Here is a 15,861-nt window from a genome sequence, read left to right as displayed (position 1 = left end):
CCCGCATCTGGCCTTTTCATACCAGTTGAAGGGCGATTGGCCAGCGTCGGGAGTGGCTTCGGAGCAACACCGCTGCCGCAAATTGTTAACGCGAACATTTCACTTGCCGCCAAGATGGACCAATCGTAACTTCGTGGGGATCGATGCGACGCACAGGCTGCGGCAAGCATCGGCGAACTGGGGGAGGAAATTATGTCCTACGGCATATCTGATACGTGCGCCTCGAAGGCGGGATCGCGCAGGACGCGATTGCGCTTCGAAGTTTCGGCGATGGCGATTTGCGTCGTTGCGCTCAGTGCTCCGGCGTTCGCACAGACCGTTCCATCGGGCAGTCAGGACGCTATCGGGCCTGTCGCCCCTGCGGCATCGGTCAACCAGACACCGTCGCAGGATGGAACGTCACCTCAGGATCCGGTGATCGTGCCTGATGAACCGGTCGGCGATAATGACATCGTTGTCATGGGAATCCGGCAGAGTCTCGCCAACGCCCAGAATATCAAGCGCAACTCCGATACGGTGGTCGATGCCATCACTGCGCAGGATATCGGTGCGCTGCCCGACCGTTCCGTCACCGAAGCGCTGCAGCGCGTGCCGGGCGTGTCCATCAACCGCTTCGCGGGCAATAACGACCCTGACCATTTCTCGGTCGAGGGTTCGGGCGTCAATGTGCGCGGCCTCAATTTCGTGCGCTCCGAGTTCAACGGGCGCGACACCTTTTCCGCCGGCATCGGTGGCCAGGCAATCAACTTCGCCGACGTCCCGTCGGAGCTGCTCGGTTCGGTCGAGGTCTACAAGAACGCGACCGCCGATCTGATCGAGGGCGGTCTGGCCGGCACGGTCAATCTGAACACCCGCAAGCCGTTCGACAGCAAGGGCTTCCACATCGGGGGTGGTGTCGAGGCGAATTACGGCGATTTCGCCAAGAAATGGTCGCCGACAGCGTCGCTTCTGATCAGCAACACCTGGGAAACCGGAATCGGCACCATCGGCGTGCTCGCCAATGGATCCTACTCGCGGATCAAGAGCCGCGCGGACGGCATTCAGGTTACGAATTTCCAGACGCGCGATGGCATCCAGGCTGCGACGGGGACCGGAACCAATACCACCGTCACCTGCCGCAACCAGCTCCCGGGGGATACGGACGGGCGCACCTTGCTTCCCGGAACCGTGACTGGTGCGGGTGGCGCGACGTTCAACAACCCCGCCAATGTCTGCGGCAACCTCGGTTCCGCTGGTGCCGATGGCTTTGCTGATCCGATGAGCGTGGCGTATGCGCCGATCGGCGGCCAGTTCCGCAGCCAGGATTACGATCGCAAGCGTGACGGCCAGGCGCTGGCGCTGCAGTGGCAGAGCACTGACGAGCGGACTATGTTTACCGCGCAGTTCCTGCGCACCCATTCGAGCAATGCATGGGGCGAACACACGTTCGAGACGGCGCCGGACCTGTCGGAATACAATACCTATCCGGCCGGCTGCCAGCAGAACGGCAATGGCCCGGTCAACGGCGCCGGCAATACGACGACGCGGGCTGAGTGCCAGCGCAATGCGGCCGGGCAGTTCGTGTTCGGCGCGAACCAGCGCGGCAATGGCTATAACCCGACCTCAAACGCCTTCCCGAACTATGTGTATGACAGCAGCGGCCTGTTTCAGAGCGGATATATCACGCTGCCGGGGTCGGGCTGGCGCACCGCATCAAGCGGGTCGGCGGGGACGACGGTTCCGACCGGAGGCATGCAGCAGTCGCTGTCTCGTCGCCAGGTGTTCGACGAGAACCTGGTCAAGGACGTCGGCCTGAACCTGAAGATCAACCCGGACGATCACTGGTCGATCGCTCTCGATGTCGATTACACCTACGCCAAGCATGATGTTACCGACCTGAGCGTGTTCGGTTCGACCTTTGCCGACCAGGAGCTCGACCTGACCGGCAAGGTGCCGCTCGTCGTGTCGCACAAGCCGCTGACGCTGGCGGCGAACTGGGCGTCGCCCAACCCGACTATGGCTGCGGCCAGTGATGCCGAGTATTTCCAGAACCGCGATTTCCAGTTCTGGCGCGCGGCGATGGATCACATCGAGCACAGTGAAGGCGACGAATATCAGATCAAGGGCGATTTCGCGTACAAGTTCGACGAGGGCGGTTTCCTGCAGCGCGTCAAGTTCGGCGCGCGCTACGCCGAGCGTTCGCAGGATGTCCGCTACACTGCCTATAACTGGGGCGCGATCAGCGAAGTGTGGTCGGGAGCGCCGGTGACCTTCAATCAGGGCGACACCAGCAGGTCGTCTCTCTACAGCTTCGATAACTTCTTCCGTGGCCAGACCGCTGCACCGCCCAGCGCCTATTTCTACAATGGCGACCTGATCAACGATTATAATGGCTCGACGAGCTTCTTCCAGTCGCTGAACGATATCTGGCGCAACACAAATGGTGCAACGGCCAGCAATCGCTTCCTCGCGGCAGGTCAGCGGGTGGGAGCGATCGCCGGTACCGACTTCCTCCCCTCGGAAGTCTCCAATGTCCGGCAGCAGGATTCTGCAGCTTATGCGATGATCGGGTTCGGCAATAATGAGCCGATCTTTGGTGGCGTGCGTCTGTCTGGCAATGTCGGGCTGCGCTATGTCAACACCAGCATCTATTCGCGGACCGAGACCGCCGTGCCAAATCGAAGCGAGCTCGGTGTCGCCGATCCGTTTTCGACGCGCTGTGTCGCGACGACGCGAACCTTGCCGGATGGATCGGTGGAAACGGTCCAGCCTGGTGGTGTGTGCAATCTCGGCGCAGTCGAATATGAGCGGCTTCGCACCTTCGCCGTCGATGGCTATGCGTCGCAACCGGCTGCGTTCAAGAATAGCTACAGCTACTTCCTGCCGAGCGTGAACCTTAAGTTCGGCCTCACTCGGGATCTGATCTTCCGCCTTGCCGGGTCCAAGGTCCTGACGCGACCGGACTTCGCAAACATCCGGCCGTACGTGACCTATGCGCTCGAACCGGGGTCGGGGACCGTCACCATCAACGCGGGCAACCCGTATCTGAAGCCGGCGACTGCGTGGCAGTTCGACGCCACGCTCGAATGGTATTTCGGCCGGGTTGGCCAGTTGTCGTTCGACGCCTTCTACAAGACGGTCGACGATTTCTTTTATCAGTCGCTCGTCAACCGGACGGTGACCAACAATGGCATCACGCAGAATATCCAGGCGCGCGGGCCAGCAAACTATGAGGGCAAGGGCAAGATCAAGGGATTCGAGATTGCCTATCAGCAGACTTTCGATTTCCTGCCAGGACCTCTCAGCGGGCTGGGCTTCAACGGAAACTATACCTTCATCGACAGTTCGGGCCTTCCCAATTCGTTCCTGAACGGTGGGACGCCGTCAGCTACCTCGACCGTCACCAAGGGCACCTTGCCGCTGGAGGGGCTGTCCAGACATAACGTCAACGCGACGATCTTCTACGAGAAGGGGCCGATTTCGTTGCGAGCGGCGTATAACTGGCGGTCCCGCTTCCTGCTCACCGCCGCCGATGTCATCTTCCCGTACACGTCGATTTTCAACGACGAGACCGGGCAGCTCGATGCCTCGGCGTTCTTCAGTATCAACAAGTACGTCAAGATCGGCGTCCAGGGCGTGAATCTGACGAACACGACGACGAGGTTGCTCCAGGCCTACAAGTCGGGTTCGGAAGATCTCGCGCCGCGATCATATTTTACGAACGATCGTCGCTACTCGATAATCCTGCGTGCCAATTATTGAGCGTTTTCAAAAACAAGGGAGGGGCGGCCGGTTGGCCGTCCCTCTTGGTTTTGAAGCCATGATTATCTGGATGGTGCCTTGGGCTGCGGATTTTTTTCGGCCTGTCCCGGATAGTGAGGACACCATCTGATTTTTCGGCAAAGGCGCGGCCGTAACCATGGGCTGCGCTTGTTTCGAATATTCTCTCTGATCCGCCTGGCTTATCGCAGCGCCGCGACCGTACTGATGAGCCGTACGCCGTCCATCTGGTGCAGACAGGCCCCGTGATATCCCTTGTGCGACGAGCCGAAGATGGCGAGCATGCGAGTGCCCGGGGCCCGGGAGGCGAGTCACGGATGTTTGCGACCAGATCGGGGTGCCCATTCCCGGGAACCGACATCGCCGCTGCCGAACTGCGGTTCAACGGTTCAGCCGACGCCGCTTCGAAGCCCGGCCGATAGGTCGTCTCCATCCGTTTAGATCGTGGCACAGCCATAATAGTTGTGCGGCCATCGCAATGCGCCAAGTCAGCGATAGCGCACTGGTCCTGGCCGTCGCGCCTTCGGGTGCGGCGTGCTGACGCCCCATGGGCTGTCGCGACGTCGACGGGTGGCGACGGCGGAGCCAAGCGCACGCCGGTGAAAGCAGACCTGTGTCTGCCAACCGATCATGTACAAAGATTTAAATCAATCTATATGGCGCTTCGAACCGATCGTCCTGTGAATGGAGCCAGGCATCATCATCGTCCCGATTTCCAAGACTGTCGCCAAGCCAGGGATGCGAAAAGGTGCGAAGGCGGAGCAAGCCGCGCGTACGAAGGCGAGGATTGCGGACGCGGTCGTCACGGTGCTCGCCGAGGCCGGGTCGAGCCGGCTGACGCATCGGTTGGTGGCGGCGGCGGCAGGCGTGTCGCTGGCCGCTACGACGTACCATTACGCCACCAAGCACGACATGGTCGCCGACGCGTCGAAGCGACTGCTCGACGATTATGTCCGATCGTTTCAGCGTGCGGCCCGACGGCAGTCGCGTGGGGGCGGGGCAGCCGATCTCGCGACGTTCGTCACGCGGCTGCTCACGAATGCGATGGGTCGCCACCGCCGGCTGGCGCTTGCCTGGTGCGAGATCATTCTCGAGGCAGCCCGGAGTGCCGAGGGGCATGCGCTGGCGGACGAGTGGTTCGGGAAATTGTTCGAAGCATGGCGCGACCTGGCCGGCGTGATGTACGGCGGGCTGAGCGATGATTCGATCATGTCGGGAATCGACACGGCGATCGGATTGCTGTTCATCACGCTGCCGCTCGAACTTACCCCCGATCAGTTGGCGGCAGTATTCCTGCGTGGCGGCGATCCCGCGCACCTGTGGGCGCCGGTGCCGGTCGAGCCGCTCGCAGGGCCAGCCGTGCAGGTGCGGCCGACGCCCAAGGCACGCGAGACACGCGCGCGCATCCTCCAGGGCGCGATCGACGTGCTGATCGCGCAAGGCGCGGGGGCGGTGACCTACAAGGCCGTCGCGGCCGAAAGCGGCCTTACCATTGCCGCGCCGGCCTATCATTTCGGGTCGATCGACGGCTTGCTGAAGGCCGCGGAGGCCGAAATGTTCGCTCGGTCCAAGGACAGGTATCGCGACATGGCGACGTCGGCTGTCGGGAACGGGGCCCCGCTCGACACCCTGGCCGATCTGACCGCCGCAGTATTCGTCCGGGAAGTGAGTCAGCATGGCCGCGCCGCCATCGCAATCTACTCGATCGGCCTTGAGTCTTCCCGCCGCGTGGAACTGCGTCCGGCAGTGTGGAAGGTCGTCGCCGATCAGGCGGCGGCGTGGAAACGGCGGCTGGAGCATCTCTACCCACGCGTGGCACCATTCGACGCGATGCGAATGCAGGCGGTTTTTATCGGCAAGCAGGTACGCGTTCTGGCCACCGGATCGCAAATGGCGCAGCTGGCCCAGGTGCGAGCGGCGTTTCGAGGCGAAATCGCTGCCGCATCTACCAGTGCCTCAGATTAACGGTACATATTTTTAAAAATATTGACGCCATCGGTTGCGCGTCGTAATTCGCTCCTGTGCACACCGCCCGAAAGAGGCCGGAGGCAACTGGGGTCCCGGAAGCGCACGGCTTCGTCGGCCTCCAGCCAGATCAAGTGCTCGCAGCGGCGCATCGGGGAGGGTCAAATGAAGGGTGGCATTTCGGCACGGGCCGGCGTTGCGGGGCGCTCACTGCGCATCGGCGTTTCTTTGGCGACACTGGCTGGCGCGATTGCATGGGGCGGCCTGGCCCAGGCGCAGTCGACGCAGGATACCGAGGTTCCAGCGCCAAAGCTCCAGGAACAGGCAGACCCCCAGGCGTCGGAGATCGTCGTCACCGGCACGCTGCTCCGCGGCGTGGCGCCGGTCGGCACCAATGTGATCGGGGTGACGCGCACGGATGTGCTCGCCACCGGTGCTGCCTCGACCAACGATCTGCTCGCGTCGATCCCGCAGGTCGGGAATTTCGGGACGGTGCCAGCGGGGACCGCCAGTTTTGCCAGCCCCGTCGTGCGTCCGAACATCCGCAACCTGGGCGCCTCCGGTGGGGTGACGACACTGGTGCTGGTCAACGGCCATCGGATGGTCGGCGCCGGCGTGCTCCAGACGACCTTCGACCCTTCGGCGATCCCGCCCGACATCATCGAGCGGGTCGAAGTGGTGCCCGACGGCGGGTCGGCGATCTATGGATCGGATGCGATCGGCGGCGTCATCAACTTCATCACCCGAACGCGCTTCGATGGCGTCGGCGCGAACGCCCGATACAGTTTCGCGGACGATTATCAGGGCGTGGACGGCAACCTGACGCTGGGGCGCGACTGGGGCAGCGGTTCGATCTTCGTGTCCTATGCCTATGCCTGGCACGACAATATTCTGGGCATCGACCGCGATTATGTCCGTGCCGATCAGCGTTCATCCGGCGGCACCGATTTCCGCACCACGACCTGTTCGCCGGGTACGATAACCTCGAACGGTATTCCCTATGCGGTGCCCGGCTTCGTCGCGAACACGAGCAATCTGTGCGACAGCAACGACTATGCCGACATCTACCCGCGCGAGCAGCGTCATTCGGTGTACGCCGGCCTGACCCAGCAACTGAGCGACTCGATTGCGTTCCAGGCAAATGCCTATTGGTCGCGGCGCGATACGACTACGCTCAGTGCGCAGTCCGGGTTCACGGGCAACATCCTCTTTACCAATCCTTATTTTCGTCCCGTCGACGCGCAGCCTTTCCAGAGCGTCGCGCTGTCGTTCGCCGGCGCATTCGGCAACAGCGCCACCAGCAAGGCACGGTTCGATTCCTATGGCGTGACGCCGAGTGTCACGGTCGACCTCGGCAGCAGCTGGCAGCTGCGCGCCGAGGCGAATTTCGGCCAGAGCTATAATCTGGTCCGCGAACAGACGATCAATTCCTCCGCCGCCACAATCGCTCTTGCGGGCACGACGACGGCCACGGCGCTGAATCCGTACAATCCGGGCGCGAGCAATCCGGCGGTGCTGGCGACAATTCTGGATTTCGAGAATTATGGACAGGCGCGCCAGGAACTGGCCGAAGGCCGGCTGATCCTGGACGGCAATCTCGCGGCGCTTCCCGGCGGAGACCTTAAACTGGCGGTCGGCGCTGAATATCACTTCGAGAATCTGCGCTCGGTCATATCGCAGGATCGTCGCAATGTGTTCACCAACGCGATCCGGTCTTCGTCCGACCGGGACGTGAAGTCGGTATTCGCCGAAGTGCTGGTGCCGCTGGTAGGAGCCGGCAACGGCGGCACGGGCTTGCGCAGCCTTCAACTGTCCGGATCGATCCGCCATGACGACTATAGCGATGTCGGCGGGACCACCAATCCGAAGATCGGGATCACCTACAAGCCGTTCGAAGACCTGACGATCCGCGGCAACTACGGCACGTCGTTCCACGCTCCGAGCCTGGCGGATACCACCAGCACGGCGGACTCGCGCGTGCAGGTGTTCCTGTTCAGCCCGTATCGCGCGCCGAACAGTTCGCCGCTGGACATATTGCGTCCGATGATCGTGATCGCCGGCGGCAATCCGGCGCTGCGGCCGGAGACTGCCGATACCTGGTCGGTCGGGTTCGACTGGGCACCGCGGGTCGCGCCCGGACTGGTTGCCAGCGCCACCTATTGGAACGTCAGGTTCACCGATGCGATCTCGGTCCCGCCGATTCTGTCGCCGGTGCTCTTCACCGATCCCAACTATGCCAGCTACTATATTCTCAGCCCCACCCTTGCCCAGGCACAGGCGGCGGCAGGGAATTTGCTGATCACGGGTGCGCCGAATCTGGCCAGCCTCTATGTCGGCACCTCGCCCTATGTGCTGTTCGATGCGCGGCGCACAAATCTCGGCTCGATCCATACCGACGGGATCGATTTCAACCTGAGCTATGCGCGAAAGACAGGCTTCGGATCGATCAACGCGACGGTCGACGGAACCTACACGCTCAACCGCGATACATCGGGGGTCGCAGGCGGGCCGTTCAGCGACAATCTCAGGAACGGCACCGGCCGCCTCGCGCTGGTCGCGGGACTTGGCGGCAGCGTCGGCGATTTCAGCGCACGCGCGACGCTCAATCATCGCGGCGGCTATCCGATCCTGGGCGTCGCCTCGCAAAACCGGGTCTCGTCGTTCAACACGGTCGACCTGTTCTTCGCCTACGACCTTGGCGATCTGCTCGAAAACACGCTTCTGACCGTCAATGTCGACAACGTCCTCGACCAGGATCCGCCCTATCTGAACAGCGCTAGCGGATACACCAACGGCGGCACGCTGGGGCGGCTGATCTCGTTCGGCGTCCGGACGAAATTCTAGGGGGGGTGGCTGGTCGTGCAGTGGCGGTCGATCAATATCAAAGGCAGGGGCGCCGCTTGTGCGGGTCGCCTCGCGCTGATGCTGATGGCGGCCGCGTCGCTGCTCGGGTTAGCCGCAGCCGGCCATGCGCAGCCGGATCGCACGCCGACGATGCTGAAGGTCGAATATGCCGAGACTCCGATGGGCCTGGACGAGCCGCGGCCTCGCCTCGCGTGGCGATCCCCGGTGGCGCGGCAAAGCGCCTATCGCATCCGGGTGGCGACCAGCGCCGAGCGACTGCGTGACGGATCCGATGTGTGGGACAGCGGCAAGGTCGCGTCGGATGCCAATGTGCAGATCCCCTATGCCGGGCCACCGCTGGCATCGCGCCAGCGTTACTGGTGGCAGGTCCAGGTCTGGGACGGCGATGGGCGTCCAGGCGGGTGGAGCGTTCCGGGCTGGTGGGAAATGGGGCTGCTGGCGCCGTCCGACTGGCGTGCCGACTGGATTTCCGGACCGGCGCGGCGCGACCACGACTGGCGCGACGTCAGGCTGGATGTCGACCTGACGCTGACCGGGGCGTCGGTGGAAGTGCTGTTCCGCGCGCTGCCCAGCGGCAAGACCTATGGCGATGCCTATGTCTGGACCCTGAGCCAGGACAAGGACGGGCCGGTGCTGGTCGCGGGGAAACGCGACTATCCGGGCGGGACGAGTTCGGCGGTGAAGGCCAGCGTCCTGAAACGGGTGCCGTTGCCGGGCGCGCTGACGGGTGTGCGGCACCGGTTGACGATCCGCGCGACGGGACCGCGGATCGTGACCAGCCTGGACGAACAGGTCATCGATACGATCGAGGATGCATCGCACGATCATGGAACGATCGGGTTCGCCGCGAAGGAGCCGCATGCCGCGGTCGTCCATTCGGTGTCGGTGAGCGGCACGGGCAGTCCGGCGATCCGATCCGGTTTCGCGCACAACGACAACCCGTTCACCGGCGGGACCGTGTCGGCCGAAGGGCTTGTCGTTGCGAGCGGCGTGAAGAATATCGACCTGGTACTGCCGATCGAAGCCCCTGCGCCGCTGTTGCGCCGGGCGTTTCAGGTGGCGCGCAAGCCGATCGTCCGGGCCCGGCTCTATCATGCCGGCGGGGGAATGCCGCGCATCGTGCTGAACGGCTCGGCGGTGGGCGCGCCGCTGGGGGCGGGGTTCACCGCCTATGACAAACGGGTGCTGGCCTATGCGCAGGATGTGACCGCGCTGCTGCGGCCGGGAGAAAATGTCCTTGGTGCCGAGCTTGGACGCGGCTGGTACGGCGTGAGCGATCCCAACGAATGGTATTTCCACGCAGCGCCCTGGCATGCCGAGCCGGCGCTGAAGGCGCAGCTCGAGATCGACTATGCCGACGGGTCGCGAGAGATCGTCGCGACGGGTCGCGACTGGAAAACCATGTCGGGGCCGACTCTGTCGGACTCGGTCTATCGCGGCGAACGCCATGACGCCCGCTTGCTTCCGGCCGGCTGGGACAGGGCCGGGTTCCGTGCATCGAGGTGGCAGGCCGCGCGTGTCGTTGTCGGACCCGCGGGCAGGATGGTGGCCGCCAATTCCGAACTGATCGTGCCGGTCGAGACCATCGCACCCGTGTCGGTCACGCCGGTCGCGCCCGGGATCTGGGTCTATGATTTCGGACGGATCGTGTCGGGCTGGCCGGTACTGGCGGCGGCCGGCGCGCGCGGGACGACCGTCTCGATGATCGGTGGCGAGCGGATCGACGCTGACGGGCTGGTCGTCCCGGCGGCGGGCCTGATCGACGCGCAACTGCAGACGGACCGCTACACCTTTGCCGGCAAGGGGCTCGAGCGGTGGGAGCCGAGCTTCGGCTATCGCGGCCTGCGCTATCTTCAGGTCGAGGGACTGGCTGGCGCGCCCGGTGCCGATACGGTGAAGATGCGGATCGCCCACTCGGCGGTCGCCCGCACCGGCAGCTTCGCCAGCGCGGATCCGCTGCTCGGCCGGATCGATGCGGCGGGGACCGCGACGATCCTCAACAACCTCCACGGTTTCCAGACCGATACGCCGACTTATGAAAAGAATGGCTGGACCGGCGATGCACAGGCCTCGGCCGGTGCGGCGGTGCGCAGCCTGGACGTGGCGCGAGTGTGGACCAAGTGGCTCGGCGACTTCCGCGACGCGCAATCGGCCAGCGGCGAAGTGCCCGAGATCGTGCCGGCGACTCCCTTCTACGGATATGAGGATACTCCCGGCTGGAGACTCATCTGGGGGCCGACGACCCCATGGGACGTGGCGGCGATGATCCTGCCGTGGGAATTGTACACCAGCTACGGCGACGTCCGCATTCTCGAGCAGAACCACGAGATGCAGCGGCGGCTGGTGGACTACACCTCCACTTTCATCACCGCGCCGGACTATCATCGCGCCACGGGCCTGAGCGAATGGGCCCCGCCCGGAAGCCTTGACTTCTTCAATGCGCGCGGCGGCGGCGTGGATGCCGTGACGACCGCCTATTTCTTCCTCGAGGCGGACCTGCTGGCGAAGGCCTCGGCAGTGATCGGCAAGCAGGAGGACGCATCGCGGTACCGCATGCTCGCCGGGGCAATCCGGGATGCCTACAACCGGCGGTACTGGGATGACGCAAAGGGCTGGTACAGGACGATCGACGCAAAGGGCGCGGCTGGACCGCCGTTGCAGGTCCAGAATGTCCTTGCACTCGCGTTCGGGATGACGCCGCCCGGACGGGAGCAGGGCGTGGCCGATGCCATCGCGCGCGACGTTCGCAAGCAGGGGTTGCAAACTGGGGTCTTCGGCACGCGCTACCTGCTCGAGGTGCTGAGCGACCATGGTCATGGCGATCTCGCCTATGCGCTTGCGACCCGCCGCGACGAGCCGGGCTGGGGATGGTGGATCGCCAACGGCCACTCGACCATGTTCGAAAGCTGGAACCTGGGAAGCCGCTCGCAGGATCATCACTATTTCGCATCGATCAACGACTGGATGCGCCAGCGGCTCGCCGGATTGCGGCCGGGCGCGCCGGGATACAAGCTGGTGCTGGTAAAGCCCGTGATTCCCACCGGCCTGGCAAGCGCCGAGGCGATGATGGAAACGGTGCAGGGCCGCGCGGCATCGCGCTGGCGGGTCGCGGACGGGCGGCTGACGCTGATCGCCGAGGTGCCGCCCAACAGCAACGGGGAGATCTGGGTCCCGACGCGTTTCGGTGCACTCGTCGCGCCCGCCGACGCAACCCTCGCCCGGAACGAGGCGGGCTATGCGGTGTACCGCACCGGCCCAGGCATATTCGAGTTTCGTTCGGGAGATGCACGATGATCCGAAGCCTGATCGTCCTGATGGCGCTGGGCGCCACGCTGCCCGCCGCCGCTCAGGAGGTGCCCACCGATACGGGGCAAGTTCGCGGCAGGGCCGATGGCGCCGTGACCGTGTTCAAGGGTCTTCCCTACGCCGCTCCGCCGACGGGGGCGCTGCGCTGGCGCAGGCCGCAGGCACCGACGCGCTGGAACGGGGTGCGCGAAGCAGTGACGTTCGGGGCGGACTGCCTGCAGAACATGCTGCCGGGCATGGCCGGCAGCGGCCGGCCGATGAGCGAGGATTGTCTCTACCTCAACATCTGGATGCCGAAACCTGTCGCGGGTGCGACGCTGCCGGTGATGGTCTGGATCCATGGCGGTGGCTTCGTCAGCGGATCCAGCGCCTTGCCCGAGACCGATGGCGCTCGGCTGGCGGGGCGCGGCGTGGTTCTGGTCAGCTTCAACTATCGGCTGGGCCGGCTGGGATTTTTCGCGCATCCGGCGCTGAGTGCCGAACGGGATGGTGGGCCCACAGGCAATTGGGGCCTGATGGACCAGATCGCGGCGCTGGCCTGGGTGCGGCGCAATATCGCTGCATTCGGAGGGGATCCCGCCAATGTGACGATCTTCGGAGAGTCATCGGGCGGGGAATCGGTGGCAAGGCTGATGGCGTCGCCCGAAGCGAAAGGGTTGTTCGCCAAGGCGATCACTGCATCGGGCGGTGGGCGCGACACCTGGCCGACGCTGGCCCAGGCGGAGGCGAAGGGGAGCGCATTCGCCAACGGCGCGGATGCAGCGGCACTGCGTGCGCTGCCGGCGTCGGCGGTGCTGGGTGGCATCACGATGATGAACAAGGAGGAGGATCGCTATTCGGGACCGATCACCGACGGCGCGATCGTGCCGGCAAATGCCGACCAGTTGTTCGCCGCGGGCAAGCAGGTTGCCATTCCCTATATCGTCGGCGGCAATGACGACGAACTGAGCTTCGTCCCGGCCGCCTTCCTGCCAATGCTGAACGGTCCCGTGCTGGCGACCCTGGCCAGCGGTGCGGACGCGGTGAAGGCAGCCTATGGCTCGCCCCAGGCCGCCGACCGGCATGTGGCAGGCGACGTGCTGTTCGCCGAACCGGCATTGGCGCTGGCGACGAGGCATGCGCGATCGGGCGCGCCGACCTGGCTGTATCGCTTCGGCTATGTCGCGGCAGCCAAGCGCAAGGCGGATGCCGGGGCGGGCCACGCCACCGACGTGATCTTCCAGTTCGACAATCTGGCTAAGGACGACCCTGCGCCCATGCCGGACGATCTGGCTGCCGCCGACCTGCTGGCACGCTACTGGACCAATTTCGCGAAGACCGGCGATCCCAACGGCGCGGGGCTGCCGGTGTGGCGGCCGCTGGATCCGGCGTCGCCGGAGACCTTGTCGATCGGCATCGCGGGCACCGGAATGGCACCCGCTACCACACCCGCGCTGGCCGCGATCGCTGCCGCGCGCGATGCCGCCAAATGAAAGGGTTCCAGATGCGTTCGCCGACGATCCTCCTCGCCTCGCTTGCCCTGATGATGTCAGGCTGTGCGGTTGCCCAGACGCCCGATCCGATTCGACTATGGCCGAACGGCGCGCCGGGAGCGGTGGCGGGCGCCCGGGCGGAAGTTACGGAGAACCGGATTCCGCTCGGGACCATCACCCGCAACGTGACCGAAGCGTCGCTGATCCCCTATCCCGCGGATCCCGCCATCGCGACCGGAACCGCGGTGATCGTCGCACCCGGCGGCGGCTTTCACATGTTGTCGATCGACAATGAAGGGATCGAGGTCGCCAAATGGTTGAACTCGATCGGCATTACCGCATTCGTGCTGCGCTATCGCCTGATCCAGACCGGTGACGATTTCATGTCGGTGTTCTTCCGCAGGCTTACCAACCTCCCCGAACTCGCGCAGGTGGTGCAGCCGCTGCGCCCGTTCGCGACCGCCGATGGGGAGCAGGCGGTGCGCTATGTTCGCGCCAATGCCTCGCGATTCGGCGTGAAGGCGAACCGGGTCGGGCTGATGGGCTTTTCCGCCGGGGGTGCAGTGACGGTGTGGACGATGATGGCCGGTCATGTGGACAGCCGGCCGGATTTCGCCGCCGCCATCTATCCCGGACTGCTGCCCGATCCGATCACCGTGCCCGGCAATGCGCCGCCGCTGCTGGTGGTGGTCGCAGACGACGACAAGCTGTCGCGTGGTGACAGCGGGCGGCTGGACGCGGCATGGCGCGCAGCGGGCGCGCCATCCGACCTCGTGACCTATCCCAGCGGTGGCCATGGCTTCGGCATGGGCAGGAAAAACAGGCCGACCGATGCCTGGACGGGCCGGATGCAGGCCTGGCTGCAAGCCAGGGGGATGCTGACCAAATGACCCCAATGATACGCTTGGCGTCCTCTGCAACGCTGTTACTGCTGCCGTCGGCTTGCGCCGGAGATAGAGTGGCGCCGCCGCCTTCGGCTGCCACGGCCAGGGTGGAAGGCTGCGCTGCACTTGCGGGACTGGCGCTTGCCAATGGCAAGGTCGATGCGGCGATGCCCGTCGCCAGGGGTGCGGTGGTCTCGACCGATGCCGCGCGGCCAGGCTTGCCCGCCATCGGCGCATTTTGCCGGGTCCAGGCGACGCTGAGCGCCGGCCCGGGTTCGTCGGTCAAGATCGAGGTCTGGTTGCCCGACCGCGCCGCGTGGAATGGCAAGCTTCTAGGCGCGGGCAATGGCGGCTTCGGCGACAATCTCACCATCCCCTCGCTGCTGATGCGGGGCGGCGTCGGGAAGGGCTATGCCTCGGTGGGCAGCGACATGGGGCACGCTGCGGTTGCCGACGTAAAAGCCGACTGGGCGTTGAACGCGCCGGAGAAAATCAAGGATTTCGGTTGGCGCGCCAACCATCTCGCGGCGGTGGCGGCGAAGCAGGTGGTCGGCGCCTATTATGCCGCCCCCCTGGCTGCCAGCTATTTCCATGGCTGTTCGGACGGCGGCCGCGAAGCGCTGATGGAGGCGCAGCGCTTTCCCGACGATTATGACGCGATCATCGCGGGCGCCCCCGCCATTCCCTGGACACGGATGACCAGCGCGTTCGCGGCAAACCATCTGGCTGCGCATGGCCGGCCGGAATCGGTCATTCCCAATGCCAAGCTGAAGTTGCTCCAGGTCGCCTCGCTTGCCCAGTGCGACAAGGCCGACGGCGTCGCCGACGGGGTGATCGACGATCCGCGCGGGTGCCGGTTCGATCCGGGCGTGCTCCAGTGCCGCAGCGGGGATGGCGCCGACTGCCTCACCGCGCCGCAGGTCGAGGCGGCGCGCGCGATCTATCGCGGTCCGGTGGGGCCGGACGGCAAACCCTTCTATTTCGGGTTCCAGCCAGGGGCGGAGGCGGTGCCAGGCACCTGGGACCTGTGGCTCACCGGGCCGAACGCCCAGCACGGCATGTTCGCCACCGAATTCATGCGCAATATGGTCCATTCCGATCCGAACTGGCAGATCGCAAGCTTCGACCTGAGACGCGACTATCCGCTGGCCAGGCGGACGCAGGGCGCCACGCTGGACGCCGACAATCCCGATCTGCGAACGTTCTTCCGTCGCGGCGGCAAGCTGCTGATGTATCATGGCTGGCAGGACGCAGCGATCCCGCCCGAGAACAGCATCGCCTATTTCGAACGGGTGCAGCGCGCCAGTCCCGCGCAGGCGCGCGACTCGGCACGGTTGTTCATGGTGCCGGGCATGTCGCACTGCCTGGCCGGGCCGGGGCCGAACATATTCGACGCGCTTGGGACGCTGGACGGCTGGCGGCAGGGCGGGCCGGCGCCCGAGACGATGGTCGCGACCAAGTTCGACAACGATCTGTTCGCCTATCTCGGCTTCCCCGCGAAGCCGATCCGGACCCGGCCGCTCTGTGCCTATCCCCGGGTCGCACGCTGGAGCGGGCACGGATCGAGCGATGACGCCGCGACCTTCACTTGCGTCGGGCCGGAGCGATAG

General features: G+C 64.9%; 7 protein-coding genes. All 7 read left to right on the top strand.

What is annotated here, in order from left to right:
- Positions 1-420: 420 nt before the first annotated feature.
- The 7 genes from TPR58_RS02095 (at position 421) to TPR58_RS02065 (ending at position 15,861) form a co-directional block, all read left to right on the top strand.
- Positions 421-3,741, top strand: a complete 3,321-nt coding sequence (locus TPR58_RS02095; protein WP_346244940.1) for a TonB-dependent receptor — start codon at positions 421-423, stop codon at positions 3,739-3,741.
- Between the two features lie 756 nt (positions 3,742-4,497).
- The gene (locus tag TPR58_RS02090; RefSeq protein ID WP_346244939.1) at positions 4,498-5,724 is read left to right on the top strand and encodes a TetR/AcrR family transcriptional regulator; all 1,227 of its coding nucleotides are present in this window, start codon (positions 4,498-4,500) and stop codon (positions 5,722-5,724) included.
- A 165-nt stretch (positions 5,725-5,889) separates the two neighbouring features.
- Positions 5,890-8,568 carry a TonB-dependent receptor domain-containing protein gene (locus tag TPR58_RS02085; RefSeq protein ID WP_346244938.1) on the top strand — a complete coding sequence of 893 codons (2,679 nt, stop codon included), beginning with the start codon at positions 5,890-5,892 and terminating at the stop codon, positions 8,566-8,568.
- A 78-nt stretch (positions 8,569-8,646) separates the two neighbouring features.
- The gene (locus tag TPR58_RS02080) at positions 8,647-11,883 is read left to right on the top strand and encodes a family 78 glycoside hydrolase catalytic domain (protein WP_346244937.1); all 3,237 of its coding nucleotides are present in this window, start codon (positions 8,647-8,649) and stop codon (positions 11,881-11,883) included.
- Complete coding sequence (locus TPR58_RS02075) at positions 11,880-13,367, top strand: carboxylesterase/lipase family protein (RefSeq protein WP_346244936.1); 1,488 nt, start codon at positions 11,880-11,882, stop codon at positions 13,365-13,367. Before TPR58_RS02080 ends, TPR58_RS02075 begins: the two co-directional genes overlap by 4 nt.
- An 11-nt stretch (positions 13,368-13,378) precedes the next feature.
- Positions 13,379-14,257: an alpha/beta hydrolase gene (locus TPR58_RS02070; protein WP_346244935.1), complete on the top strand. Its 879-nt coding sequence runs from the start codon at positions 13,379-13,381 to the stop codon at positions 14,255-14,257.
- A 68-nt stretch (positions 14,258-14,325) separates the two neighbouring features.
- Positions 14,326-15,861 carry a tannase/feruloyl esterase family alpha/beta hydrolase gene (locus TPR58_RS02065; RefSeq protein ID WP_346244934.1) on the top strand — a complete coding sequence of 512 codons (1,536 nt, stop codon included), beginning with the start codon at positions 14,326-14,328 and terminating at the stop codon, positions 15,859-15,861.

This window comes from Sphingomonas rustica (assembly GCF_039652585.1).
Lineage (GTDB): Bacteria > Pseudomonadota > Alphaproteobacteria > Sphingomonadales > Sphingomonadaceae > Sphingomonas > Sphingomonas rustica.
This window is presented reverse-complemented; position numbering and strand designations above follow the sequence as displayed.